We start from the raw sequence: 24,579 nt of genomic DNA on the forward strand, positions 1-24,579 counted from the left end.
GCCCTTTCTTTTTGCGAGATGCTGAGGTTCAGAGCCTGGAAGCCTGTCGGACTTTGGTCGCTCGGGCCGTTAATCCGCCTACGCGATCCACAGCCCGCCCATTCTTGGGCGAGAGCCCATTCGGCCTGCGGATCGTAGACGAACTTTCCTCTCGCAGTCGACTATCGCATCGCCCTCCAAAGCCCGACAGGCTGCGGGTTGTGTTTCAGCTCCTGCGGCCGTCCGCCGATCCTGGCATTGGGGTGCCAAAGCGCCTTCGGGTCTATTGGCTTTCCAGGATCTTTGAGATCACACCCCGCGTCTTGTCACCGGTGCCCGAACTCTGCACTCGCTATGGTCTGCGGTTCTCCAAATTGCAGGCACGGTGTACCCCCGTTTTGGGAGCAGGCAGAAAGGCGGGCGGGCGCGATTTCTCAATGCATGGCCAAAGTTCTCGCGGTCATTGCATGACCCGCAGTGAATGCGCTACGGCGATCGCGCACTTGGTCCATGAGCCAGCCCCTTGGATTCGACACCCACTCAATGGCCGCAACCGGCCGCTACAGATCTTCGTCCAAGGACAGGATGATTCCGCCGTCCTCGGCTCGCTGAATCCGGGTGATGCCCGGGCACTCGGACTCCAGCTTGTCGAGCTCGCTGGCGACAGCGACGCGTCCGGGTGCTGCGCGCGATTCCGCGGCGCGCGCCAGGGCTTCGCGAATGATCCGGCCCTGAACTAGGGTGGTTGCGACAAGGTTGCGCAGCTCGCCGTGGTCCCAGGGCTTACACAGGAAGCGTGAGACCTGAGTTTCGTTGATCGAAGCCAGGATGGCATCGCGATCGGCATAGCCCGACAGGATCATCCGGGCCACCTGCGGCTGCAGTTGGATCGCTCGCGTCAGAAACTCGACCCCGCTCATTTCGGGCATGCGGTAGTCGCTGATGATCAGATCGAAGTCGTCTGACTCCAGTCGCGCGAGCGCTTGATCGGCCGAGCTGAAGGTCTCAACGCGGATGCCTTCACCACCGAGCATGTCGACGTTGATGAAGGACAGGCAGCGACGCAAGGCATTGAGAACATAGGGCTCATCATCGACCAGCAGCACCCGGTAGACAGTCGCGGCATTGGTGGTCATGGCTGATCGGCCTCATCCGTTGGCTGGGTGATCGGTAGCCGGATCAGGAACAGAGTTCCCTCGCCCGGCGTACTGGTCACGTCGATCGTGCCGTGATGCTTCTTGACCAGCCCGTACGAGATTGCAAGACCCAGACCAGTACCGGTGCCAACCGGTTTGGTGGTGAAGAACGGATCGAAAATGCGCGGCAGCACGTCCTCGGGAATGCCGTCACCATCGTCGCCGATCGCTATCACCACCTGGCCGGCGTCGACGCTGGTGCTGACCGTCACGATGCCACGCTCGGCGATGGCCTGGCCGGCGTTGAGCAAGATGTTCATGAACACCTGGTTGAGCTCGGACGGGATGCACTCGATCTGCGGAATCTCGCCGAAAGTCTTGACCACCTGAGCCTTGTACTTGAGGTCGTTCCAGATGATGTTGAGTGTGCTGTCCAGGCCTCGATGGAGATCGGCCAGCACGAATTTGTCGCGTGCGTCGCTGCGGGAAAAGTCCTTCAAGTCCTGAACGATCTTGCGAACGCGCTCGATGCCCTCGCGCGATTCTTCAATCAGCTGCGGCAGGTCGCCCTGCAGGAAGCTGAAGTCCAGCCGCTGGCGCAGATCATTGACCTCGACGCGGGCCCGGCTGCATCCGCTGTCCTCAACCAGGCGGTCGTAGGCTTCGATCAGGGTCAGCAGATGCTTGCTGTACTCCTGCAGCGTGGCGAGGTTGGAGTGCACATAGCCGATCGGGTTGTTGATCTCGTGCGCCACGCCGGCAGCGAGCTGTCCGATCGACGCCAGTTTTTCGGACTGCAGCAGCTGATCCTGCGCGCCTTTCAGGCGGCGATACGCGACCTCCAATTCCGCATTGCGCGACTGCAGTTCCGACTTGCGGGCGTACTCGAAGCTGATATCGCGCGCTGAAACGCCGTAGCACTCCAGCGTGCCGTCCGCGCCGCGGATCGCGAGGATCTGCAGCATCAGCACCAGGGGGCGCCGCTGGCCGATCGGCAGCGCGACTTCGCCGTTCCACTCGCCGGCACTTGCCGCCATCTCCAATGCGAACGAGGGCAGCAGATCAGGGTGCAGCTCGCTGACGCGGTGGCTGGAGGGCTGTCGACCCGTGCTTACGGCCAATTGCACCGTGATCGCGTGGGCGGCGCGGTTTGCATAGCGGATATGCAGATCGGGTTCGACCAGGAAGATCGGATTCTGGCTGTTGTCCACCACCACTCGGAGCAAGGGCAGCAGGGTGTCGGTGTCGTCGTTCTGGGGCGAAAGCATCGTCGGCGCCGGTGACTCGGATCCAGCACTCTGCGTATCCGCGCGCGTCACCGCAAGCGCATCAGGCCCCGCCTTGCCGTCCGGCGCATACATGTCGACGGTGGGGACGGTAGCCATGGGGTCCCGGCGGTCCCGGCGTCAGGCCTCAGCAAGGTGGCGATTCAGCGGCGTATCGCCGCGGCCACCCCGCGCGTTGTAGGCGGACTCCGGAGCGACCGCACCCAGCGCCTGCAGCAGCCAGGAGGTCTCCTGCCGGCGGCGCATGAGCAAATTGGCGTTGGCCAGATGGCGGTCGTAGAGATCGCGTAGGCGCGCTTCGGTGTCGCTGCTGTGGCCGCTACTGCGCAGCGCTTCGCCCACCGCATCCAGCGCGGCAAGCTTGGTCTCCCCCGTGCTGCGGATGCGCTCACCGTCAAACGCGATCAGGGCATCACGCTCCTCATCGACCGCGGTACGCAGCGCATCCAGGGCAGTGTCGAGGTTCATCGCAGGCTGCCTTCGATATCCATCAGCCGCGCGGCGACCGCCTGGGGATCGATCTTGTAGTCGCCTGATTCGATCGCTGCGCGCAGCTTCTCGACCCGGTTGGCATCCACGCTGGGCTCGGAGGGCTGGGACTGGCGCGCCGCGCGCAGCTCCACCGAGTCGTTGCCGAGCCGCAGTCCAATGGCGGGGGTAACGGCCGCCGTCACCTGTTCCTCGGGGCTGCCGGTACGCCGCGGCTGCGCATCGACGCGCATTGAGCCCGGGCCATTGCCAATTCCATCGATTTTGCTGTTCATATCACGCTCCGGAAACCGCCTGTCGGAGGGTATATCGGCAAGCCTGCAGAGAACTTTAGGCCTGCACGTGGGAAAAGTCTGTCGGGCATCGCCTGATTCACAGCAGCACCTCGACCTCGCCCTGCGGGTTGACCCGGCCGCGGATCTGCCGGCGCGAGCCGAGGTTTTCCACATTCACTTGCTCACTGATTCCGGCATCGCCGAGGGCACGGCCCTGGCTGCGAACTTCCAGCCCGGAGCGACGTGCTACCAGTGTCACCAGGTCACCGCGCCGCACCAGGCGGGGCGGGCGCAAATCGGTTTGCGCCAGCACCGTGCCGGCCATCAGCGCGCGCGCCGCAACCTGGCCGCTGGCCTGGCTGGGTGCGCTCAGGCTGCCGGCCGACAGATTGCCGGTGTTGCGGGTTTCCACCCGCAGCATGTCGTCGCTCAGCGCTTGGCCTGCCGCGACCGGGCGGGTCAGCACCAGGACAGATTCGAGCCGGGTCACGCGCACCGGCACGAACAGCTTCCACGCCATCGGGCCGGCGCAGCTGACCTCGGCCACGCCGCGGTTGCCCACATGTGCGCTGAGGCCGCCACTGCATTCCGGCATGCGCAGACCGCTGTCGATCGCCGCCTCGGCGCTGACATTCGTTTGGCTGGCGGCGTCTGGCGCGACCGCGGCGATCGCCGCGGCGGCGATGCGTTCGACCGGCTCAAAGCCGCTGGCTGAGGCGTAGCCGGCTGCCGCGAGCAGAACGACTGCCGCGACGCGCAAGAGCCATTCCGGCGCGTACCGGCGAGCGGGAAGTTTGATGCTGCGCAGGGCGGCCATGCGATCCACCGGAGCTGTGTTCATGAGCGGATTGCGTGCAAGCCGCATGCCGTGGCCTACAGGATTGCCGACGCCATCGGCGGCTTGAACCTTGCAGCGGGCTCGATGCATACACCCACAAGGGCGAGCTCGCGGCTCATGACTACCGATCTGCTGGACCGGATCGAACAGCGCACCCGGCTGGCGGGACACAACCGCCTGGCCCTGCTGCTGTTCCGGCTGGGCGGACGCCAGCTTTTTGGCGTCAATGTTTTCAAGGTGCAGGAAGTGCTCAAGCGGCCGGAGCTGCAGGCCTTGCCGCAGTCGGTGCCGCCGCTGTTGGGCATTGCCGACATCCGCAAGCGCTCGGTGCCGGTGCTGGACCTCGGCGCGGCGATCCACCATCCCGAATCCAGCCTGGCCGCCTCGAACTATCTGGTGGTCACCGAGTTCAACCGATCAGTTCAGGGCTTTCTGGTCAGCGCGGTCGAGCGCATTGTCAACATCGCGGTCGAGAACGTGAAGCCGCCGCCGGACAGCAGCGGTGGCTCCTACCTGACCGCGGTGACGCGCTTCAACGACGATCTGATCCAGATCATCGATGTCGAGAAAGTGCTGGCCGAGGTGATCGGCGGCGCGCCGGTCCTGTCCGAGGAGATGCGCCTGCAGGCGATTGCGGGCGCGACCATCCGCGTGCTGATCGTCGATGACTCGCGTGTCGCACAGCACCAGATCCAGGGCGTAGTTGAAACCCTGGGAGCCACCTGCGTGCTGATGCCCGACGGGCGCAAGGCGCTGAACCATCTCAAAGACCTGGCCAAGCGCGGGATCCGGCCGTCCGAGCACTATGCGATGGTGATCTCGGACATCGAAATGCCCGACATGGACGGCTACACCCTGACCACCGAGATCCGCCGCGATCCGCAGCTGGTGGATCTGTGGGTGATGCTGCACACCTCGCTGTCGGGCATCTTCAACACCGCAATGGTCGAGCACGTTGGCGCCAATGCGTTCGTGGCGAAGTTCAGCCCGGACGATCTCGCCGAGGGTGTGCTCGATCGATTCGAAGCCTTGGGCCTGACCGACGACGGGTACTGACGGAAAAATGCCGCCAATTTGGTGACAGATTCCCGCCGATTCGCGTGGCACGAGACTTGCCGTGATCTCTCCGAACCTGATTCCAGGTGGTCCGGAGGTCCGGAAGATGAGCGAATCCAATCCATCCATGTTCGGCATCCACGGCGCGGCGCTCAGCCTGCGCCAGGAGCGCCTGAAGCTGCTGGCCTCGAACATCGCCAATGCCGACACGCCGAACTACAAGGCGCGCGACATCGATTTCGAGGCGCGCCTGCGCGAGGCGATGGGCGAAGTGCCGCCTGGCACCGCCACGAAAACGCACCCGGAGCACCTCGACGCAAGCGCAAATGCGGCGCCTGACGGCATGGTCTATCGCCTGCCGCTGCAGCCCAGCCTGGACGGCAACACGGTCGACGGTGAGTACGAGAAGGCCGCCTTCGCGCGCGCCGCGATCGAGTACCGCGCCAGCCTGTCGTTTGTCGAAGGCCGGGTCCGCAAGCTGATGACCGCGATCACCGGGAACTAGCCATGTCGACCTTGAAAATTTTCGACATCGCCGGCAGCGCCATGGCCGCCCAGTCGGTACGGCTGAACACGGTGGCGAGCAACCTGGCCAATGCCGGCAACGTCACCGGCGATCCGAACACCGTCTACAAGCCGGTCGAGCCGGTGTTCCAGACCCAGATGCTGGACGCCTCGCAGCCAGGGATCGGCGGCGTTCGCGTCACCCGCATCGAGCAGAGCGATGCCGAGCCACTGAAGCGCTACGAGCCCGGCAATCCGTTGGCCGATGCGCAGGGCTACGTGTACGCACCGGACATCGATCCGATCGCGCAGATGGTCAACATGATTTCGGCGGCGCGCGCCTATCAGGCCGATATCGAGATGCTGAACACCTCAAAAGAGCTCGCGCTCGCCACCCTCAACGTGGGTCGCTGACCCCCGCCCTGCACCAACCGAGGCCGCCACCATGAGCGTCAACGCAAGCGACATGTACAACCAGCTGGGCATCCGGCAGCAGGGCTCGATCGGGCCGCAGCGACGGACCGAGATGGGTCAGGAGGACTTCCTCCGCCTGATGACCGAACAGCTGAAAAACCAGGACCCGCTGAAGCCGATGGACAATGCCGAGTTCATCGGTCAGATGGCGCAGTTCTCCACCGTCAAAGGCATCGAGCAGATGAACGGAGGGCTGCAGAACCTCGGCTTGATGATGGGCGAGTCACAGGCCCTGCAGGCCGCCTCCATGGTGGGTCGTACTGCCTATGTCGGCACCGATGTGGCAACACTTGAGGGCGAATCCGGCGTGCGTGGCAGCGTCACCGCCGCAGGCCCCGGCCCGGTCAACATCGAGATCCGCACGCCCGGCGGCCAGCTGGTGCGCAGCTTCGTGGTCGAGGCCGGCGCTGCCGGTTCGGTCGACTTCCAGTGGGACGGCATGAACGCCAATGGCCAGCCGGCCGCACCGGGCGAGTACCGCATCAAGGCCACCCAGGGCAGCAAGCCCGCAACCGCATTCGTGGCCACCCGTATCGACAGCGTTTCCTACACCTCGCAAGGGGTGGTTCTGAACCTGGTCGGGGTCGGTCCGACCACCTTTGACCGCATCACCCGCATCGGACAGGCCTGACGGCCGCTAGAGGATTCCGCCATGAGCTTTCGCATCGCATTGAGCGGCCTGAACGCCGCTACCGCTGGCCTGAACACCACGGCCAACAACATCGCCAACGTCAACACGGTCGGCTTCAAGCGCTCGCGCGCCGAGTTCGGCGACCTGTTTGCCAACTCGGGCTACGGCCTGCAGCGCAACGCGGTCGGCGCTGGCGTGCGCGTCACCAACATCGCGCAGCAGCATTCGCAGGGCACCATCAACTTCACCGACAACGCGCTCGACATGGCGATCTCGGGCAATGGCTTTTTCACCCTGAATCGCGGCGGCGAGACCGTGTACGGCCGCGCCGGCAACTTCGGTGTCGATCGGGAGGGCTATGTGGTCAATCCGATCGGCGATCGTTTGCAGGCCTTTCCGCCGACCATCTCGGCTACGGGCCAGGTGACGGGTTTCAACAACGGCCAGTTGAGCGATCTGCGACTCTCCCTCGGCGAAGCGCCGCCGCTGGCAACCTCGACGATCGAGATCGGGGTCAACCTGCCGGCCGATGCCGTGCCGCCGCTGCTGGCGCCGTTCGACCCCGCCGATGCGCAGACCTACAACCGCGCCACCACGGTGACCGTGTACGACTCGCTGGGCGTGTCGCACAACACGACCTTCTACTACGTCAAGACAGCCACACCCGGCGAGTGGCAGCTGTACACCCAGATCGACGGCACCGCGGTCAGCGGTCCGGACGTACTGGAGTACGGGCCGACCGGCGAGTTGGTCACCCCCGCCACGGGCAACTTCACCCTGCCGCCCTACACGCCGACCACTGGCGCGAATCCGATCACCCTGACCCTGCAGGTCGGCGAGTCCACCCAGTACGGCAGCAGCTTCTCGGTCAATCGACTGGTGCAGGACGGCTACCCGACCGGCCGGCTCTCGAACCTGGATATCTCCGAGGACGGCGTGGTCTCGGCGCGTTACACCAATGGCCAGGCGATTCCGCTGGGCCAGATCGCGCTGACCAACTTCTCCAACGTGCAGGGTCTGCAGAAGCTCGGCGACACCACCTGGGCCGAGACCTCCGAATCCGGCGCCGCGCAGCGCGGTGCACCCGGCAGCGCCAACCTGGGCCTGCTGCAGGCCGGCGCGCTGGAGGCCTCGAATGTCGACATCACTGAGCAGCTGGTCGAGATGATCAATGCCCAGCGCAACTTCCAGGCCAACGCCCAGATGATCTCGACCGCCGATCAGATCACCCAGACCGTCATCAACATCCGCTGATCCGTAGACCGCTGGAGTTTCCGCCATGGACAAGTCCCTCTACGTCTCGATGACCGGCGCCTCCGCCACCCTGCGTGCGCAGGGGGCGGTGTCGCAGAACCTCGCCAACCTCAGCACGCCCGGATTCCGGGCGCTGCTGAGCCACACCGAGACCTTCAAGATCGAGGGCCATGGCTTGAAGTCGCGCTTCGATGCCACCCGCGCCGACGGCGGTTTCGACGACCGCATGGGGCCGCTGCTGTCGACCGGCCGCGACACCGATGTGGCCCTGCGCGAAGGCCTGTGGATGGCGGTGGCGGACGGCGAGGGCAATGAGGCCTACACCCGCGCCGGCGAGCTCAGCGTCAATCAGAACGGGCTGCTGACGACCGCGTCGGGGCGCCAGGTGCTGGGCGAGAACGGTCCGATCGCGCTGCCACCGTACTCGAAGCTTGAGATCGCCGGTGACGGCAGTATCTCGATCGTGCCGTTGGGCCAAGGCGCGGAAACCCAGGCGATCGTCGCGCGTATCAAGGTGGTTCAAGCGCCGGGCGCCGAGCTCAACCGCGGCGAGGACGGCCTGTTCCGTCGCGCTGACGGTGAACCGGCCGCACAGGTCGGCGGCGCGGTGCTGATGACCGGAGTGATCGAGAGCAGCAACGTCAACGCCGCCGACAACCTGGTGAAGATGATCGAACTCGCGCGCAGCTTCGAAATGCAGGTGCGCTCCATCAAGACCGCCGACGAGAACGCGCGCGCGTCCAACAGTCTGCTGCGCCTGAGCGGCTAGGGCACCGGCTTCCGCCTGCGCTTTCGCCCCGCACCAACCGCTTCCGGAGAATCACCATGTTCCAGTCCCTGTGGGTTGCCAAGACCGGCCTCGATGCGCAGCAGACGCGCATGGCCGTGACATCGAACAACCTCGCCAACGTCAACACCACCGGCTTCAAGCGCGGTCGCGCCAGCTTCGAAGACCTTCTGTACCAGAACGTCCGCCAGCCCGGCGGCGCCAGCTCGCAGCAGACCGAACTGCCGTCGGGCCTGACCACCGGCACCGGTGTGCGGGTGGTGTCGACCCAGAAGAACTTCATGCAGGGCAACCTGCTGCAGACCGGCAATGCGCTGGACCTCGCCATCAACGGCCGCGGCTTCTTCGAGGTGCTGATGCCCGATGGCAGCACCGCCTACACCCGCGACGGCAGCTTCCAGATCAACTCGCAGGGGCAGATGGTCACCGCCTCCGGTTACACCCTGCAGCCGGGCATCCAGATTCCCGAGGGCGCGCAGAGCGTGACCATCGGCAACGACGGCACGGTGTCGGTGCAGCTGGCCGGCCAGGCCCAGCCGATCCAGATCGGCAATGTCAGCCTGACCGACTTCGTCAACCCGGCCGGGCTGCAGGCCAAGGGTGAGAACCTGTTCACCGCGACCGGCTCCAGCGGCCCGGCCCAGCAGTCCACGCCGGGCTTGAACGGGCTGGGTCTGCTGCAGCAGGGCTCGCTGGAAAGCTCCAACGTCAATGTGGTCGAGGAGCTGGTCAGCATGATCGAGACCCAGCGCGCCTACGAGATGAACGCCAAGGCGATCTCGACCACCGACGGCATGCTCGGCTTCCTGAACAACAATCTGTGAGCACGGCCATGAACCTGCGCATCGCAAGTCTCCTCGCCAGCCTGCTGCTGACCGCCTGTGCGGCCAGCGGCCCTACCCAGGCACCGACCGGTTTCGAACCCACGCTGTCGCCACGCCCGACCGAAGCGCAGCCGACGCCCGGTGCGATCTACCGCGGCAGCGGCACCGGCGGACTGTCGCTGTTCGCCGATCAGAAGGCGCGCAATGTCGGCGATATCCTGACCATCCAGCTGGTCGAGCGCACCCAGGCCAGCACCAATTCGAGCACCAGTGCGACCAAGGAGTCGAACGCCGCAGTGCCGGCACCCAGCCTGTTCGGCGCTCCGGTCACGGTGGGCGGCCGCACGCTCGACAGCCAGCTCGGCGCCAGCAGCGAGTTCTCCGGCGCCGGCGATTCCAGCCAGAGCAATCGCCTCGACGGCAGCGTGACCGTGACTGTGGCCGAGCGTCTGCCCAACGGCTATCTGGTGGTGCGCGGACAGAAGTGGATCCGCATCAACCAGGGCAACGAGCACATCCAGGTCCAGGGCATCGTGCGGCCGGCCGACATCGGCCCCGACAACACCATTTCCTCCAGCCGCGTCGCCGACGCGCAGATCGCTTACCGCGGTCGTGGCAGCTTGGCCCAGGCGAATGCCCAGGGCTGGCTGACCCGGTTCTTCCAGTCCGCTGCATTCCCGATGTGAGGTGCGCCATGCGCCGCGTGACCGCTCTACTCCTGACCGTCCTGCTGCTGGGCGCAGGCCCCGCCGATGCCGAGCGGATCAAAGACCTCGCCCGAGTCAACGGCGTGCGCAGCAACCCGCTGATCGGCTATGGCCTGGTGGTGGGCCTAAATGGCACCGGCGACCAGACCAGCCAGGCGCCGTTTACCGTGCAGAGCCTGAAGACGATGCTGGCCGAATTGGGCGTCACCATCCCGCCGGGGGTGAACCCGCAGCTGAAGAACGTTGCCGCGGTCGCCATCCACGCCGAGCTGCCGCCGTTCGCGAAGGCCGGCCAGACCATCGACATCACCGTGTCCTCGATCGGCAACTCCGGCAGCCTGCGCGGTGGTGCACTCCTGATGGCGCCGCTGAAAGGCGTCGACGGCGAGGTCTATGCGATCGCCCAGGGCAATCTGGTGGTCGGCGGCTTCGGCGCTTCGGGCGCGGACGGCTCGCGGATTTCGGTCAACGTGCCCAGCGCCGGCCGAATTCCCAATGGCGCGATCGTCGAGCGCGCGGTGCCCGACGGCATGGCCAGCAATGGCGAGGAGCTGGTGCTCGATCTGCATCGCGCCGATTTCACCACCGTGCAGCGCCTGGTCGAGGCGGTCAACAGCATCTACGGGCCGGAGACCGCGCGCGCGGTCGATGGCGGCAGCGTGGCGGTGCGCGCGCCCTTCGATGTGTCCGCGCGGATCGGCTTCATGTCCCAGCTCGAAAACATCGAACTGAGCCCGGGCGATGCCCCGGCCAAGGTGGTGGTGAACGCGCGCACCGGCACCATCGTGATCGGCGCCAATGTGCGGGTGATGCCGGCCGCGGTTTCGCACGGCTCGCTCACCGTCAGTATTTCCGAGAAGGTCGAAGTCAGTCAGCCCAATGCCCTCGCGGGCGGTGAGACGGTTGCCGCGCCGGAATCGAACATCCAGGTCCAGCAGACCGAAAGCCGCATGTTCGTACTGGAGGGCGGCACCTCGCTCGAAGAGATCGTGCGCGCAGTAAACGATGTCGGCGCCGCCCCCGGCGACCTGATCGCGATTCTTGAAGCGCTCAAGCAGGTCGGCGCACTGCGCGCCGAGCTTGAGATCATCTAGGCGCTGCCCGCATGAACTTCTCGACCCCCGATCTCGCGTTGATGAACCGGCTCGCCGTCAGCGCGCCCGCCGCGGCGGCGCCGAAGACGGGCGCGGCGGCTGGCGATGTCACCGCCGACACCGCGCGCAAGTTCGAGGCCCTGTTCGTCGAGCAGATGCTGAAAACCATGCGCGAATCGGCCGGAGGCGAGGCGCTGTTTCCGGGCCAGTCCGGGCTGTTCCGCGAGATGCACGATCGCGAAGTGGTGCAGTCGATCAGCAACGGCGCCGGCTTCGGCTTGGCCAGCCAGATCGAGCGTTCGCTGCGTCAGCAGCAGGCGGCACTGGAAGGCGGCGTCAGCAGTGATGCAGGCGCGGTGCGGGCGCCGACCGGCGTGGCCTATCCGCTCGACGGCTACGCGCGGTTGTTGCCGGCGCAGCGGTTCGAACGCGCCACGGCCAGCGGCGGCAGCGTGGGTTCGACGCCACTGCCGGTGCCGCGCCTGCCCGAGCCCGCCGGTGCCTCGCGCCCCGCGGCGGCCGATCTGCCGGTGAGCGCACCGAGCGGCATCAAACCGGTGGATCGTTCCGCTCCGCCGGTGCCATCCGCACGTCTGGTGAGCGCCGCCGATTCACTGACGCAAACCCCGGAGCAGTTCGTCGAACGGGTCTGGCCACACGCGCAGAAGGCCGCCGCCGAGCTGGGCGTCGACCCGCGCGTGCTGGTCGCCCAAGCCGCGCTGGAGACCGGCTGGGGCCGGCATGTGCCGCGCGCCAGCGATGGCAGCGCCGGCCACAACCTGTTTGGCATCAAGGCCGGCCGCAGCTGGGAGGGCGAGCGCGCCAGCCACGCGACGCAGGAGTTCACCAATGGCCGGATGCAGGCCGAGCGCGCCGACTTCCGCACCTATGACAGCGTCGAGCAGAGCTTCAACGACTACGTCGCCCTGGTGCGCGGCAATCCGCGCTATGCGCCGGCACTCGCGGTCGCCGGCAACAGCGGCGCCTATGCAAGCGCCCTGCAGCGCGCGGGTTACGCCACTGACCCGCAGTACGCACAGAAGCTCACCGCGATCGCCCACGGCCCGCGTCTGAATCGTGCGCTGGCGGCACTGGCGCCGGCAGAATCTGATCCGCAGGCGCCGCGCACCTTGCTGGCCCAGAACCTGCAGCAGCCCGGCGCTACCGCGGCGGCTCGCGGCTAGATCGCCCCGGCCCGATCCGCCGCGCCCTCAAGTTTTGCCGCCGGTGGCCGCTAGTACCGGACGAGGTGACCCATGTCCGATCCATTCTCCATAGGCACATCCGCCATGCTGGCCTTCCAGCGGGCCATGGCTGCCGCCAGCAACAATGTCGCCAATGCCAGTACGCCGGGCTACTCCCGTCAGCGGGTGGAGTTCTCCTCCCGGGTCGGCCAGGGCGCGGGTTTCGGTTCTCTCGGCGCGGGCGTGCAGGTCAGCGGGGTCAACCGGCTGATCAACAATTTCCTGACCTCGCGTCTGGACGCCAGCGCCTCCGAAATGGGCCGCCTGCAGGTGCTTTCAGGCTTGGCCGCCCGGGTCGATCGCGTGATCAGCGAATCCGGCTCCTCGCTGGCCCGACCGATGTCGGACTTCTTCGACTCCACCCAGGGCGTGGTCGCCGAGCCGACCTCGATCGCCGCACGCCAGTCGATGCTCGACGGCGGCCAGAACACGGTCGATCGCTTCCAAACCCAGGCCAATCAGCTCAACCAGCTTGATCTGGAAACCGGCCAGCGCATCGGCAACACGGTCGGTGAGGTCAATCGTCTCAGCGCGCAGATCGCGCGTCTGAACCAAGAGATCGTGCGCGCCCGTGGCCAGTTCAACCAGCCGCCGAATGACCTGCTGGATCAGCGCGACCAGGCCGTGCGCGAACTCTCCGGCAAGATCGGCGTGACCACGTTTGAGCAGGACGATGGCTCGCTGAACGTGCAGACCGGATCGGGCGCCAGCCTGGTGCTCGGTCCCAAGGCGCAGACGCTGGAAGTCACCCGCGATCCATTCCGGCTCGATCGCCAGCAGCTGTCGGTGACCAGCCCCCTCGGGCCGCTGCGGCTGTCGACGCAAGGCCTCGGCGGCGAACTGGCCGGCCTGTACAACTTCCGCAATGACGTCATCGACCCGGCCATGGCGCAATTGGGTCGGCTGGCCATCGGCACGGTTGAATCCTTCAATGCCCAGCATCGCGCGGGCGTCGACTTGAACGGCGTGGCCGGCGCGGATTTCTTCCGGCCGATCGCGCCGACCTCACTGCCGTCCACCAACAATGCCGGCACCGCCAATTTCACCACCGGCATTGACGACGTCGGCGCGATGTCGGGGCGCGACATCATCCTGCGGTTTGACGGCGCCACCTGGCAGGCGCGTCTGGCTTCGACCGGCGCCAGCCTGCCGATGACCGGCACCGGTACCGGCGCCGACCCGTTCATCGTCGAGGGCATCAGCCTGGAGGTGACCGGCGCTGCCGTGGCCGGCGACGACATCATGGTGCGCACCGGCTCGGACGCCGCCCGCCAGATGGCGATGGCGATCGCCGACCCGAACCGCATCGCCGCCGCCCTGCCGGTACGCGCCAGCGCGCCACTGAGCAACAGCGGCAGCGGCATACTCGGCCCGATCAGCATCGCCGATGCCAGCAATCCCAATCTGCAGTCGCCGGTCACCATCGAGTTCACCGGTCCCGGCGTGTATTCGATCAATGGTGCCGGCGCCTTCCCCTACACCCCCGGCGACACCATCGCGGTCAACGGCTGGGAGGTCACGCTCGACGGCACTCCCGACCCGGGCGATGAGTTCGTGTTCGGCCCGATGGGTGCGCGCTCCGGCGACAACGGCAATGCGCGCCTGCTGGCCGAGGTCGGGCGGCAGGGCCTGTTCGACGGTGGCAACCAGTCGATCACCTCAGCGATCAGCGAAATGACTTCGCGCATGGGCGGCGCCGCGCGCCAGGCCGAATACACCTTGTCCGGCCAGCAGGCGATCAATACCCAGTTGACCAACGAGCGCGACGCCGTGTCTGGCGTCAACCTGGACGAGGAAGCGGCCAATCTGCTGCGCTTCCAGCAGTCCTACCAGGCCGCGGCCCAGATCATCAGCATCGCCAATCAGGCCTTCGATTCCCTGTTGGCCGCAGTGAGGGGCTAAGCATGCGCATCTCCACCAACCAGCAGTTCACCCAAGGCCTGAACGCGCTGCTGGCGCGACAGTCCGAAGCGCTCAAAACCCAGCTGCAGCTGTCCAATGGCCGCAAGATCAACAACGCCGCCGAAGACCCGGTGGGCGCGGGCGTGGCGGTGATGCTCGATCGCGCGCGCGCCGAACTCGAACGCTTCTCGTCCAATTCGAACATCGTCGCCAATCGGCTCAACCTCGCCGAAGTCGCGCTGACCGCGACCGGCGATTCGCTGCTGCGTATCCGCGAGCTGGCGGTGCAGGGCTTCAACGGCACGCAGACGCCGGAGTCGCGCTCGGCCATCGCCGATGAACTGGTCCAGCAGTTGGAAAGCCTGTACGGCCAGGCCAATGCCAGCGACGGCAGTGGCCGCTATCTGTTCGCCGGCAGTCAGGGCGCAGCGGTGCCGTTCACGCCCGGCGCTGGCGGTGTGGTCTACGCCGGCGACCAGGTGCAGCGGCGGATCGACATCTCACCCTCGCTGGCGGTGGCCGATGTCGAGCCCGGCAGCGAGATCTTCCTGCGTATCCCCACCGGCAACGGCAGCTTCGCCGCGCGCGCCGATGCCGCCAACGGCGGCACCCTGGTGCTGCAGAGTGCCGGCCTGTCCGGCAGCACGCCGTGGCTGCCGGACAACTACCGCATCGTGTTCGATGGCGCCGGTGGCTACAACGTGGAAGACGGCAGCGCGACGGTGATTGCAACCGGTGTCTACACGCCGGGCGATGCGATCAGCTTCGGCGGCGCACAGCTGCGCTTTTCGGGTGTGCCTGCGGCGGGTGACAGTTTCAACGTGGACCCTTCGCCGCGGCAGGACATGTTCGCCACCGTGCAGGGGATTATCGATGCGCTGCAGCTGCCCTCGGCCACGCCCGAGCAGCGCGCGGTACAGCAGAACGCGTTCTTCGCCGGGCTGGAAGATCTCGACCTCAGCCAGCAGCAGATCATCGATGCCCGCAGCAAGGTCGGTGCGCGGCTGAGTACGCTCGATCGCACCGCGGAAGAACGGGGCGCGCAGACCCTGAGCCTGTCGACCACGCTGTCGGAGATCCGCGATCTCAACTACGCCGAGGCAGCCAGCCGGCTTTCACAGCAGTTGCTGATGCTGGAGGCCGCGCAGGCGAGTTTCACCAAGGTCCAGAGCAACTCGCTGTTCGACTACTTCCGCTGATCCGGACGTCAAACGATCGGCCGACCCGTTGCCGGGCGAACACCGCTCAGCCTCAGAAGTTGGATTCGCGCGGGGCGCGTTCGTCAAACTGACGGAACGCGTCCTGCACCTGCTTGCGCAGGTCTTCATCGTCCCAGGGCTTGGTCAGGAACTTGTAGATCGCACCGCGGTTGATCGCGTCGGTCAGGGTCGCGAGATCGGTATAGCCCGACAGCACGATGCGCATGGTGTCCGGGTACATGTCCTTGACCCGCGACAGGAACTGGGTGCCGCTGATACCGGGCATGCGCTGGTCGGAGACGATCACCTGCACGCGGTTCTTGGCCAGCAGCTCGAAGCCCTGTTCGGCATTGGTGGCGGTGTGGATCACATAGCCATCGCGGCGCAGCACGCGCACCAGCGCGCGCAGCACGTTCTCTTCGTCGTCGACCAGCAGCAGGCCGCGCTCGGGCCGCGCCAGGGTCATCACCAAGGGCGCCACATAGCGCTTGGCCAGCAGGGCGGTGGCCTCGGCCACCGGCACCGGCGGGCTGAACAGAAAGCCCTGGAACTCGTCGCAGTGGTTGCGTAGCAGGTAGCCGAACTGGGCCTCGGTTTCCACGCCTTCGGCGATCACCTTCATGTGCAGCTCGTGGCCCATCGCGGTGATCGCACGCGCGATCGCGGCCTCGGTGCCGGCGCTGGCGACGTTGCGCACGAAGCTCTGGTCGATCTTGATGCGGTCGATCGGAAACCGCTTGAGCTGGCTCAGGCAGCTGAAGCCGACGCCGAAATCGTCCAGCGCCAGCTGCACGCCGAGCTCCTTCAGCGCGTTCAGGATCTCCAGCGCGCGGCCCAGGTTCTCGACAATCGCCGACTCGGTGATCTCGATCTCCAGCACATGTGGCGGCAAGCCAGAACTGGCCAGCGCCTCGCGGACCTCACCGACAAAGCTGATCCGATGCAGCTGCAGCGGGCTGATATTCACGCCCACCCGCAGCTCGGTGTGGCCGGCGTCATACCAGCGCCGCGCCTGCAGGCAGCTTTCGCGCAGCACCCAGCGGCCGAGGTCGAGGATGCTGCCGAGTTCCTCGGCGACCTGGATGAAGCGGCCAGGCGGGATCAGGCCACGGTCTGTGGTCTGCCAGCGCACCAGTGCTTCCATGCCGGTGATGCGGCCATCGCTGCCGCTGACCTGGGGCTGGAAGTGCAGCACGAACTCGTTGTTGTGGATCGCGCTCTTCAATCGGCTGCCCAGGGCCAAGCGCTCGCGCAGCTCTTCGGCGTGTGAGGCGGTTGAGGCCAGCACCGAATTGCGCCCGCTGCGCTTTGAGCGGTACATCGCCGACTCCGCACACTGGAACAGCTCGACCGGATCGCGCGCGTTGTCCGGAAAACCGGCCAGGCCAATGGTTCCGGACAGGAACAGCTGCGAGCCGGATACCGGCACCGGCACCTCCAGCGTTTCGCGGATCTGCTCGGCGATGCGCAGCGGGTCGGATTCGCCCGGGCGATAGCGCAGCGCCAGCACGAACTCGTCGCTGGTCAGGCGCCACAGCTTGCCGGAGGCGCCGGTGATGTAACGGATGCGCGAGGCCAGCAGGCGGAGCACCTCATCGCCGCCGCGATAGCCGACGCTCTCATTGACCGACTGGAAGCGGTCGATGTCGATGCACCACACCGTCACCCGTTCGCCCGCGCTGGCGGCCTCTTCGATCATCGGCCGCAGGGCTTCGTCGGGGTCGATGAAGCGCGGCAGCCCGGTGACCTGATCATGCCGGGCCAGGTAGGCCAGTTCGGCCTCGTGGCGACGGCGGTCGGTCAGGTCGGTCGACACCCCGATGTAGTGGGTGATTCGGCCATCGCTGTCGCGCACCGGGGCCAAAGTCAGCTGGTTCCAGAACAGGGTGCCGTCGCGCCGGTAGTTGCGCAGCACGACCTCGCACTCGCCCTGTCGGGCCAGGGTGTCGCGGATGGTGCGCAGGGCTTCCTGGTCGCGGTCTTCGCCGTGCATGAAGCGGCAGTTGCGGCCGAGGATCTCGGCTTCGGTATAGCCGCTCATGCGCACGAAGGCCGGATTGACGTACACGGTGCGCAGGTCGCCGCTCAGCGCGTCGGCAATCAGCATGCCGCTCTTGCTGGATTCGAATGCGCGCGCCAGCAAACGTGCCTCCGACTCCGCCGCCAGCCGCAGGGTGACGTCGTTGATCAGGATCAGCCGCGCTTGGCGTCCTTCGAACTCGATCTCATGGCCGGTAACCTCGACCATGATGCTCGCGCCGTCCTTGCGGCGGTGGCGCGTCGGGCCGCGGCGGTAGATGCCGGGCGGCGCGGTACGCACCTGGCGAAGAAACTCGGCGACGTCCTCTGGCGGCCGCAGGTCGGTCGAATCCATGCGCGCGAATTCATCGCGACTGTAGCCGTAGTGATTGACCGTGGCCTCATTGACCGCGAGAAAGCGCAGAGTCTCGTTGTCGCAGACCCACATCGGCATCGGATTCCGCTCGAACAGCAGGCGGTAGCGGGCTTCGCTTGCTTCGATCTGGCGGAAGTCGGCGGCGCGGTCGAGCGCGTAGCGCACGCTGCGGCCAAGTCGTTCGGCATCGAGCCCGCCCTTGACCAGATAGTCGGCGGCGCCGGCCTCCATCGCGCGGACGTCGACCTCACGGCTGCCCTGGCCGGTCAGCAGGATCACCGGCACATTGTGGCCGCGCGCGGCGACGCCTTCGATGAAGGCGATGCCGCTGTCCGGGCCGATCCGGTAGTCGACAAGGCAGATGTCGAAGGTCTCGCTGGCCAGACGCTCGAACCCGCGTTCGATGCTGTTGGCCGAGGTGACCATGGCGCGGAAGTCCTCGACTTCGCCGAACAGCGCGCGGGTCAGTACGACATCGTCTTCGTCATCGTCGATCAGCAGCACGCGGACCGCAGTGCCAGTGCGCAATTTCATGCGTTGCTCGGCGTTGCGGAAAGGCTTGGCGCCAGCCAGCGCCTTGATATCACGCCGACCAGATCGACCAGGGCGCCGAACTCGACCGGTTTGACGAAGTAGGCGTCACAGCCTGCGCGGCGGCTGCGGCTGGCATCGTCCTCGGCCGCTGAGGTCGACATCACCACCACCGGCACCCGGGCGAAGCGCGGATCAGCGCGCAGCTGGTTCAGGGTTTCGCGCCCATCCAAGCGCGGCATGTTGAGGTCGAGCAGCACCAGTTGCGGGGTCTGGTCCGCGGTGACGTCGCGCAGCGCTTCGAGCAGACGCACGCCATCCGGGAAGAACTCGACCGCACAATCGACGCCACAGAGCCGGAAAGCGTCCGCGAGCAGGCGACAGTCGTCGCTATCGTCTTCGGCGACCAGAACGCGACAAAGGTGGGAGGAGGGCGCTGGCATCAGCGCGAATCCTCGCAGACCGCGGCGGCTCTGGAAAGAGCATCAGTTCGCATCGGCAGTTCGACCATGAAGAGCGCGCCACGACCCGGCCGACCGTCGGCGTTGATCTGGCCGCCATGACGCTCGACGATCTTTCGCACGATCGCCAGGCCGATGCCGGAGCCCTCGTACTCGCTGCGGCCATGCAGGCGCTGGAACGGCGCGAAGATCCGGTCCAGGTAGCGGTTGTCGAAGCCGATGCCGTTGTCCTGCACAGACAGATGCAGCACTTGCGCCCCCGGGCTGCGCGGGTCGGGTGTGACCTCGGCCAACACTTCCACCACCGGCGGACGTTCGGGGTGGGTGAACTTCAGTGCGTTGCCGATCAGGTTCTGCAGCAGCTGGCGCATCTGGGTCGGGTCGGCCATCAGCACTGGCAGCGGGTCCGCCAGCACCTTGGCGTGGCTGGCCTCGATCCGGCTTTCGAGATCGGACAGCACTTCCTGCAGGATCTGCGACAGATCGACCCGCTGCGGCTGATGGGCGTTGCGCGACACCCGCGAGTAGGCGAGCAGATCGTTGATGAGAGTCTGCATGCGCGCTGCAGCACCGCGCATGCGCTGGATGTAGTCGGCGCTGTCGGCGTCGAGGCGATCGGCCAGATGCAGCCGCAGCCGGTCGCCGAAGGCCTGCACCTTGCGCAGCGGTTCCTGCAGATCGTGCGAGGCGACGAAGGCGAAGTCCTGCAGCTCCTGGTTGCGCGCCTGCACGTCGGCGAGCGCCGCCTGCAGGGCCGCCTGTGCTTCACGCTGGGCGGTCACGTCGCTGTCGATCAGGAACACGCCGACGGTGGCGCCGTCAACCACGATCGGCAGGGTGGTGGTGATGACATCGGCACGGCTGCCGTCGTCACTGATCCCGCTGCGCTCGAAGCGCTGGGTGCCGCCGAGCGCCGCCAGCTCGACGTTCTCGCGCATGGCGGCGCGAGCCTCATGTGGAACGATCGCGCTGATGTTGCGGCCGATCAGTTCGCTGCGGCCGCGCCCGCTGCGGGCCGCGGCGGCGGCATTGCAGTCCTCGATCTGGCCCTGCGGATCGAGCGCGAACACCGCGTCCGGCACCAGGGTGAACAGCGAGCGCAGGCGTTGCTGGCTCTCCTCGATGCGGCGACGGGCGTTGGCGGTCTTCATCGCGATCGCCGCCAGCGAAACGCCGGCATCGATCGCCGCCATCAGCTCGGGCTGCGGCCGGCCGGGCTCGGTGCCATAGACGCTCAACACGCCGATCAGGGTGTCGCTGCCGCCGAAGATCGGCGTTGCGCACACCGAGCGCACGCCTGCAGCGCTGCATACCGCATGGATGCTGGTGAACTCTGCCCGCGCCAGCACATCCTCTTCGATCACCTGGATGCCGCGCTCGCCGGCGATGCGGCTCGGCGCCACCCCGCTGACCCGACTGAGTTCGATCGCCTTGCGAATGAACTCGAGCGGCAACGAGGGCGCTTCGAACGCGCTGACGCCGAGGCGCGGATCGAAGCCGTAGGCGATCGCCACCCGGACCGAGAAACTGTTCTCCAGGCTTGCGATCAGCGCCGTCAGGGTTTCAACCAGCGGCTTGGCATTGGCGATGCCGCGCAGGATCTCCGCGTACTCGCGATCGCGCTCCTGCTCGAGGCGCGCGCGGGTGACGTCGCGCATGGTCCCCAGCAGATGCTGCGGCCGGCCGGCGCTGTCGCGGGTCAGCTCGGCCTGAATGTGGATCCAGCGGGTGGTGCCCGATGCGCACAGGACCCGGTACTCGGCATCGATCGACTGGCTGCCGGCAAACAGGCTGAGGAACAGCTCGCGAATGGTTGGTCGGTCTTCGGGATACAGCAGCTGACGGGTCTGTTCGAGGTCCGGGCGCGGCGTGTGGATTTCCAGGATCTGCTGCACCTGCTCGGAGATCTCCAGGCCGTTCGGGCGCGACTCGTTGAAGCGCAGCTGCCAGGTGCCGAGCCCGGCCACACGCTCGGCACCGGCGAGCAGGGCGCGGTTGCGCGAGAGCTCGTCGATCTGCTCCAGCAGGTCGCGCTGCGCCCGCTGCAGCGCATCGATCAGGCGTGCCCAATCCAGGGTGATGGTGATGATCTGGGCGAACTGGGTCAGCACGTCGAGGTCGTCGCGCTGGAACTCGCCCAGGTTCGGCCGCGAAACCTGCAGATACCCCAGCACGCTGCCCTTCGGGTCCTGCAGTGGCACCGACAGCAGGCCGGCCAGGGGCAGGGCGAGCACCTCGGGGCTCAGCTCCGAATACGCTGTCTCGGCCAACAGTTCGGCGGCGCCCAGGGCGATCGGGCCGCTGGCGCCGAGATGGCGCAACAGATCGCAGGCCGGGCCGTCGAAGGCTGCGTCGCCTTCGGGTTCGACGCTGGAGACGATGATGGCGGATGGCAACGAGCCCGCCGATCCGGTCTGGAAACGCGGGCTGTCGGCGCCCGCCGACAGCAGCAGGGCCAGCCGGGTGCCCAGCGCGATCCGGATCTCCGCCAGCAGCGCCGGCACCAGGTCGGGATCGCCCAGCTTGCGACTCGCCAGCAAGGAGACCCGATTCAGCGCCTGCAGCTGCTGCGCCTGACGTTCGCTGCGCTCCAGCGCCGCGCCAAGCGCCGCCGCCTGCTGACGCTGTGCGCTGATGTCCTGCAGGGTGCCGGAGACCGCGAGCAGATTGCCCAGCGGGTCGTACTCGGCCTGGGCCAGGCTGAGCGCCGGCACGCGCTGGCCTTTGACATGCAGCACGTGGTGCTCCTGCTGCAGCGCGCGGCCTTCGCTCAGCAGGGCGTCGAATGCACGCTGCAGCTGCTGACGCTCATCGCTGGGCACGTGCTGCAGCAGCAGCTCCTGCGAGGGCGGCAGCTGGCCGGGGCTGTAGCCGAGAATGCGGAACAGCTCGTCGCTCCAGAACCAGTCGCCGCTGTGCAGGTCGAGCCGCCAGCTGCCGACCCGCGCCAGCCGCTGCGCGCCGCGCAGCGCCGATTCGCTGACCGCCAGTCGCTGCGCGCGCTCGTGCTGTTCGCTGACATCCTGCAGCAGCAGGGCGATGCCTTCCGGGTGCGGGTAGACGCGCACGTCAAGCCATCGCTGGTCGGCTTCCATCCGTGATTCAAACCGCGCCGCCTCGCGTTGGCTCATTGCCTCGCGCAGTTCGCGCAGGCGGCCGCTGCTGGCCAGCCCCGGCCAGAGTTCGAGTAGGCTGGCGCCGATGTGCAGATGCTCGGCTTGGCCCAGCAGGGCAGCGGCGCGGGCGTTGGCGAACGAGACCCGCAAGTCGCGATCGACGAACAGGAAGCCGTCGGTGATGCTCGACAGAATCAGCCCGATCTCGTCGAGCGAGCGGTCGAGCGCCGATTCAGTCGCCTCGCGCGCGGCGACCTCGCGCTCCATGCCGCGGGCGATGCGTTCGGCCTGCTGGGCGCGCTGGCGTGCCAGCACCGCCAGCCGCAGCGCGGCGGCCAGGGTGCCGCCCAGCAGCAGGCCGGTGACCAGCAGGATGGTGGGCAAACGGCTGCCCATCACCTGCAGGGTGCGCGGCAGCGGTGTGGCGGTCATCGACCAGCCGGCGCCCAGCCCCTTCAGCGCATGCTCGGAGCCGCCGCTGCGCGTGGGCAGATCCGCACGCTGCCGGCTCAGGATCAGGCTGTCGCCCTGGCGCAGTTCGATCGCATAGCCACCGCTGTAGTCACCGAGGACCGAATCCGCCAGCGCTCCCGCATCCACCAGCAGGCGGATGCGTTGGCCCGGCTCGGCACCGGCGATCGACACCAGCAGCCACGGCGGGCGCTCGGCGCCGAGCAGGGCGCTGGCCTCGATACGCTCGTGTTCGCTCAAGCCCATCGACAGCGCCTGCAGCCGGCTCTGCCAGCGCTGCAGGCCGTCAATCAAGCCGGTCTGGCGCGGTTTCCAGCCGGTGCCATCGGGCTCGGCAACCGCCAGTACCGAAGGCTCCAGCCGGAACAGGGTCTGGCGCGATACCGAGCCACCCTCGGCATAGGCGAAGGCGATCTGGCTGAACTGCTGCAGGCGCTGCTCGATACGTGCGCCGAGCTGTTGAGCGGTCTCCTGTGCCGCACGTTCGATCCGCACGGCCTCTTCCGGCAGCAAGGCACGCCAGCCCAGCAGGCCAAGCACCACGGTCAGCCCGCCCACGCTGGCGGGCAACAGCAGGGCGAGCGGATGGCGCGCCTCACTGCTTGAATCAGCGAGCAGCAGCAGCAGCAGGCCAAGCGCCAGTTGCCCGAGGGCACCCACCGGACCCAGGCTGGCATTGACCGCGAGCGGACTGAGCTGATCCGTGTCGAGCAGATGTCCGAGCAGTGCGAGCGCTGCGATCAGCATCACGATCAGGCCCGCAGCCCAGGCCAGGGCCCGCCACAGCGCGCGGCGCTTGCGAATCGCCGAAGCCTGCAGACCCGCGCAGGCGACCGCCAGCGCCAGCGCCACGGTCAGCGGCGGCAGCCCGCTCGCCAACTCACTCAGCCCATGCAGCGGCGACCCCAGCAGGCTCGCGGCGAGCACCAGCAGTGCAACGACGACGACCGCGAAGCTGAAAACAGCCGCAGAGCGACGGTAGCCGGCCAGGGCGAGTACGAACGCGGCGCAGGTGAGGGCCTGCGCCAACAGGCTGGAGGGTTCGGACAACAGCGGCGAGCGCGCAGGCGCGACGCTGCCGGCTGCGTTGTCCAGGAGCCACAGCATCGCGTCCGCGCAGGCCGCCGCCACCGCCAGGGCGGCGGCAAGGTGGACCCCTTTGCGCAGTGACACGTCATGCAGCAGGGTGCTGCGCACGATTGAACTGCCGAGGATGATGCCGCTCGCACTCAGTACGCTGACGAAGGCCAGGCTGAAGGCACGCGGGCGTCCTTCGCCGACGCTGAATGCACCCAGTTCGGCCAGACCGCTCAGCACCAGCAGCAGGCCGGCCGCGAGTTGCAGAAAGCCGGGCAGCTGCGGCGAGCGGATCCGGCTCAGGCCCAGCCCCACCGCCAGCGCATTGACCGCAAAGGTCAGCGCTTCTGCGGTCCCCGCAGGCGGCGCCGGCAGGCCAAGCACCAGGTCCAGCGCGGCGAAACCGAGAATCGGCAGGCCGGCAGCCATGGCCTGCAGCGACAGAAAGGCGCGCAGGCGGATGGTGGTCTGCGGCCACATCAGGGCTCGGCCAGCCAGCAGAGCCCAGACCACCACCGCCGCCGCGGACCACAAGCCCAAGCTGTCGGTGCTGAGCACGAACAGCGCTGCCAGCCCGCCGGTCAGCGCCGCGGGCAGTTGCTGTTGCAGGCTTGAACGCAGCTCAGGGCCCATCCGCTGTTGGCGCACCGTGGATGATTGGAGTCGCGATGGTCAGGCATTGCGCGCGCGAAGCCAATGGCGGCGCGCAGGTCTGCCGCGCCGTTCAGGGATGCGGCGCGGCACGCGGCATGCAGGTTGCCTCGCCGGGAGGCCAGTCTTGGCCAATCCGGAGAATCTCGAAATGTGTGTGCATGGCGCTGGCCAGCAAATCGGAGAGCGCGGCGAGCC

At 67.1% G+C, this 24,579-nt stretch carries 20 protein-coding genes; 12 read left to right on the plus strand and 8 right to left on the minus strand.

Translation table 11 applies throughout. From position 1 onward, the window contains the following. Positions 1-539: 539 nt before the first annotated feature. The 5 genes from ACIQ7H_RS09885 to flgA form a co-directional block, all read right to left on the minus strand. Positions 540-1,115, minus strand: coding sequence for a response regulator (locus tag ACIQ7H_RS09885; protein ID WP_395790910.1), 576 nt, complete (start codon positions 1,113-1,115; stop codon positions 540-542). Continuing rightward, entirely contained in the window at positions 1,112-2,383 is a 1,272-nt protein-coding gene (locus ACIQ7H_RS09890) for an ATP-binding protein (protein WP_395790991.1), read from the minus strand. Before ACIQ7H_RS09890 ends, ACIQ7H_RS09885 begins: the two co-directional genes overlap by 4 nt. Before the next feature lie 138 nt (positions 2,384-2,521). Beyond that, the gene (locus ACIQ7H_RS09895) at positions 2,522-2,869 is read right to left on the minus strand and encodes a hypothetical protein (RefSeq protein WP_395790912.1); all 348 of its coding nucleotides are present in this window, start codon (positions 2,867-2,869) and stop codon (positions 2,522-2,524) included. Then, positions 2,866-3,165, minus strand: a complete 300-nt coding sequence (gene flgM / locus ACIQ7H_RS09900; protein ID WP_395790914.1) for a flagellar biosynthesis anti-sigma factor FlgM — start codon at positions 3,163-3,165, stop codon at positions 2,866-2,868. Before flgM ends, ACIQ7H_RS09895 begins: the two co-directional genes overlap by 4 nt. A 97-nt stretch (positions 3,166-3,262) precedes the next feature. Next, entirely contained in the window at positions 3,263-4,006 is a 744-nt protein-coding gene (gene flgA, locus ACIQ7H_RS09905) for a flagellar basal body P-ring formation chaperone FlgA (protein WP_395790916.1), read from the minus strand. Positions 4,007-4,120: 114 nt separating this feature from the next. On the opposite strand from flgA, the gene ACIQ7H_RS09910 reads away from it, so the two are divergent. From ACIQ7H_RS09910 to flgL, 12 genes are all read left to right on the plus strand, one after another. Beyond that, entirely contained in the window at positions 4,121-5,059 is a 939-nt protein-coding gene (locus ACIQ7H_RS09910) for a chemotaxis protein (protein WP_395790918.1), read from the plus strand. Between the two features lie 106 nt (positions 5,060-5,165). Continuing rightward, positions 5,166-5,564, plus strand: coding sequence for a flagellar basal body rod protein FlgB (gene flgB / locus ACIQ7H_RS09915; protein ID WP_395790920.1), 399 nt, complete (start codon positions 5,166-5,168; stop codon positions 5,562-5,564). A gap of 2 nt (positions 5,565-5,566) precedes the next feature. Then, positions 5,567-5,977 carry a flagellar basal body rod protein FlgC gene (gene flgC, locus ACIQ7H_RS09920; protein WP_395790922.1) on the plus strand — a complete coding sequence of 137 codons (411 nt, stop codon included), beginning with the start codon at positions 5,567-5,569 and terminating at the stop codon, positions 5,975-5,977. Positions 5,978-6,008: 31 nt separating this feature from the next. Then, on the plus strand, positions 6,009-6,668 hold the full coding sequence (locus ACIQ7H_RS09925; RefSeq protein ID WP_395790924.1) for a flagellar hook assembly protein FlgD: 660 nt from the start codon (positions 6,009-6,011) through the stop codon (positions 6,666-6,668). A 21-nt stretch (positions 6,669-6,689) separates the two neighbouring features. Beyond that, on the plus strand, positions 6,690-7,922 hold the full coding sequence (gene flgE, locus ACIQ7H_RS09930; protein ID WP_395790926.1) for a flagellar hook protein FlgE: 1,233 nt from the start codon (positions 6,690-6,692) through the stop codon (positions 7,920-7,922). Positions 7,923-7,947: 25 nt separating this feature from the next. Then, complete coding sequence (locus ACIQ7H_RS09935; protein ID WP_395790928.1) at positions 7,948-8,691, plus strand: flagellar basal body rod protein FlgF; 744 nt, start codon at positions 7,948-7,950, stop codon at positions 8,689-8,691. A gap of 56 nt (positions 8,692-8,747) precedes the next feature. After that, the gene (flgG, locus tag ACIQ7H_RS09940) at positions 8,748-9,533 is read left to right on the plus strand and encodes a flagellar basal-body rod protein FlgG (protein ID WP_395790930.1); all 786 of its coding nucleotides are present in this window, start codon (positions 8,748-8,750) and stop codon (positions 9,531-9,533) included. A gap of 8 nt (positions 9,534-9,541) precedes the next feature. Beyond that, complete coding sequence (gene flgH / locus ACIQ7H_RS09945) at positions 9,542-10,219, plus strand: flagellar basal body L-ring protein FlgH (RefSeq protein WP_395790932.1); 678 nt, start codon at positions 9,542-9,544, stop codon at positions 10,217-10,219. An 8-nt stretch (positions 10,220-10,227) separates the two neighbouring features. Further along, positions 10,228-11,334 carry a flagellar basal body P-ring protein FlgI gene (locus ACIQ7H_RS09950; RefSeq protein WP_395790934.1) on the plus strand — a complete coding sequence of 369 codons (1,107 nt, stop codon included), beginning with the start codon at positions 10,228-10,230 and terminating at the stop codon, positions 11,332-11,334. A gap of 11 nt (positions 11,335-11,345) precedes the next feature. Further along, complete coding sequence (gene flgJ, locus ACIQ7H_RS09955) at positions 11,346-12,518, plus strand: flagellar assembly peptidoglycan hydrolase FlgJ (RefSeq protein WP_395790936.1); 1,173 nt, start codon at positions 11,346-11,348, stop codon at positions 12,516-12,518. 72 nt (positions 12,519-12,590) lie between these two features. Continuing rightward, positions 12,591-14,480: a flagellar hook-associated protein FlgK gene (gene flgK, locus ACIQ7H_RS09960; RefSeq protein WP_395790937.1), complete on the plus strand. Its 1,890-nt coding sequence runs from the start codon at positions 12,591-12,593 to the stop codon at positions 14,478-14,480. Between the two features lie 2 nt (positions 14,481-14,482). Next, complete coding sequence (gene flgL, locus ACIQ7H_RS09965) at positions 14,483-15,679, plus strand: flagellar hook-associated protein FlgL (protein WP_395790939.1); 1,197 nt, start codon at positions 14,483-14,485, stop codon at positions 15,677-15,679. Between the two features lie 52 nt (positions 15,680-15,731). Here flgL and ACIQ7H_RS09970 read toward each other — a convergent pair whose 3' ends face one another. The 3 genes from ACIQ7H_RS09970 to ACIQ7H_RS09980 are packed head-to-tail and all read right to left on the minus strand — an operon-like array spanning position 15,732 to position 24,363. Then, positions 15,732-18,608 (minus strand): EAL domain-containing protein, encoded by a 2,877-nt coding sequence (locus ACIQ7H_RS09970; RefSeq protein WP_395790941.1) that lies wholly within the window; start codon positions 18,606-18,608, stop codon positions 15,732-15,734. After that, positions 18,605-19,048 (minus strand): response regulator, encoded by a 444-nt coding sequence (locus ACIQ7H_RS09975; RefSeq protein ID WP_395790943.1) that lies wholly within the window; start codon positions 19,046-19,048, stop codon positions 18,605-18,607. The genes ACIQ7H_RS09970 and ACIQ7H_RS09975 overlap by 4 nt, the downstream gene beginning before the upstream one ends. Beyond that, positions 19,048-24,363, minus strand: a complete 5,316-nt coding sequence (locus tag ACIQ7H_RS09980; protein WP_395790945.1) for a PAS domain-containing protein — start codon at positions 24,361-24,363, stop codon at positions 19,048-19,050. The genes ACIQ7H_RS09975 and ACIQ7H_RS09980 overlap by 1 nt, the downstream gene beginning before the upstream one ends. Positions 24,364-24,579: the final 216 nt, after the last annotated feature.

The sequence above is a fragment of the Aquimonas sp. genome (genome assembly GCF_044377145.1).
In the GTDB taxonomy this organism is placed as follows: domain Bacteria; phylum Pseudomonadota; class Gammaproteobacteria; order Xanthomonadales; family Xanthomonadaceae; genus Aquimonas.

What these genes read in the sequence shown, in the direction of transcription:
- ACIQ7H_RS09885 (WP_395790910.1), bottom strand. Translation starts at nt 1,115, where the DNA reads ATGACCACCAATGCCGCGACTGTCTACCGGGTGCTGCTGGTCGATGAT.
- ACIQ7H_RS09890 (WP_395790991.1), bottom strand. Translation starts at nt 2,383, where the DNA reads ATGCTTTCGCCCCAGAACGACGACACCGACACCCTGCTGCCCTTGCTC.
- ACIQ7H_RS09895 (WP_395790912.1), bottom strand. Translation starts at nt 2,869, where the DNA reads ATGAACCTCGACACTGCCCTGGATGCGCTGCGTACCGCGGTCGATGAG.
- flgM (WP_395790914.1), bottom strand. Translation starts at nt 3,165, where the DNA reads ATGAACAGCAAAATCGATGGAATTGGCAATGGCCCGGGCTCAATGCGC.
- flgA (WP_395790916.1), bottom strand. Translation starts at nt 4,006, where the DNA reads ATGAACACAGCTCCGGTGGATCGCATGGCCGCCCTGCGCAGCATCAAA.
- ACIQ7H_RS09910 (WP_395790918.1), top strand. Translation starts at nt 4,121, where the DNA reads ATGACTACCGATCTGCTGGACCGGATCGAACAGCGCACCCGGCTGGCG.
- flgB (WP_395790920.1), top strand. Translation starts at nt 5,166, where the DNA reads ATGAGCGAATCCAATCCATCCATGTTCGGCATCCACGGCGCGGCGCTC.
- flgC (WP_395790922.1), top strand. Translation starts at nt 5,567, where the DNA reads ATGTCGACCTTGAAAATTTTCGACATCGCCGGCAGCGCCATGGCCGCC.
- ACIQ7H_RS09925 (WP_395790924.1), top strand. Translation starts at nt 6,009, where the DNA reads ATGAGCGTCAACGCAAGCGACATGTACAACCAGCTGGGCATCCGGCAG.
- flgE (WP_395790926.1), top strand. Translation starts at nt 6,690, where the DNA reads ATGAGCTTTCGCATCGCATTGAGCGGCCTGAACGCCGCTACCGCTGGC.
- ACIQ7H_RS09935 (WP_395790928.1), top strand. Translation starts at nt 7,948, where the DNA reads ATGGACAAGTCCCTCTACGTCTCGATGACCGGCGCCTCCGCCACCCTG.
- flgG (WP_395790930.1), top strand. Translation starts at nt 8,748, where the DNA reads ATGTTCCAGTCCCTGTGGGTTGCCAAGACCGGCCTCGATGCGCAGCAG.
- flgH (WP_395790932.1), top strand. Translation starts at nt 9,542, where the DNA reads ATGAACCTGCGCATCGCAAGTCTCCTCGCCAGCCTGCTGCTGACCGCC.
- ACIQ7H_RS09950 (WP_395790934.1), top strand. Translation starts at nt 10,228, where the DNA reads ATGCGCCGCGTGACCGCTCTACTCCTGACCGTCCTGCTGCTGGGCGCA.
- flgJ (WP_395790936.1), top strand. Translation starts at nt 11,346, where the DNA reads ATGAACTTCTCGACCCCCGATCTCGCGTTGATGAACCGGCTCGCCGTC.
- flgK (WP_395790937.1), top strand. Translation starts at nt 12,591, where the DNA reads ATGTCCGATCCATTCTCCATAGGCACATCCGCCATGCTGGCCTTCCAG.
- flgL (WP_395790939.1), top strand. Translation starts at nt 14,483, where the DNA reads ATGCGCATCTCCACCAACCAGCAGTTCACCCAAGGCCTGAACGCGCTG.
- ACIQ7H_RS09970 (WP_395790941.1), bottom strand. Translation starts at nt 18,608, where the DNA reads ATGAAATTGCGCACTGGCACTGCGGTCCGCGTGCTGCTGATCGACGAT.
- ACIQ7H_RS09975 (WP_395790943.1), bottom strand. Translation starts at nt 19,048, where the DNA reads ATGCCAGCGCCCTCCTCCCACCTTTGTCGCGTTCTGGTCGCCGAAGAC.
- ACIQ7H_RS09980 (WP_395790945.1), bottom strand. Translation starts at nt 24,363, where the DNA reads ATGGGCCCTGAGCTGCGTTCAAGCCTGCAACAGCAACTGCCCGCGGCG.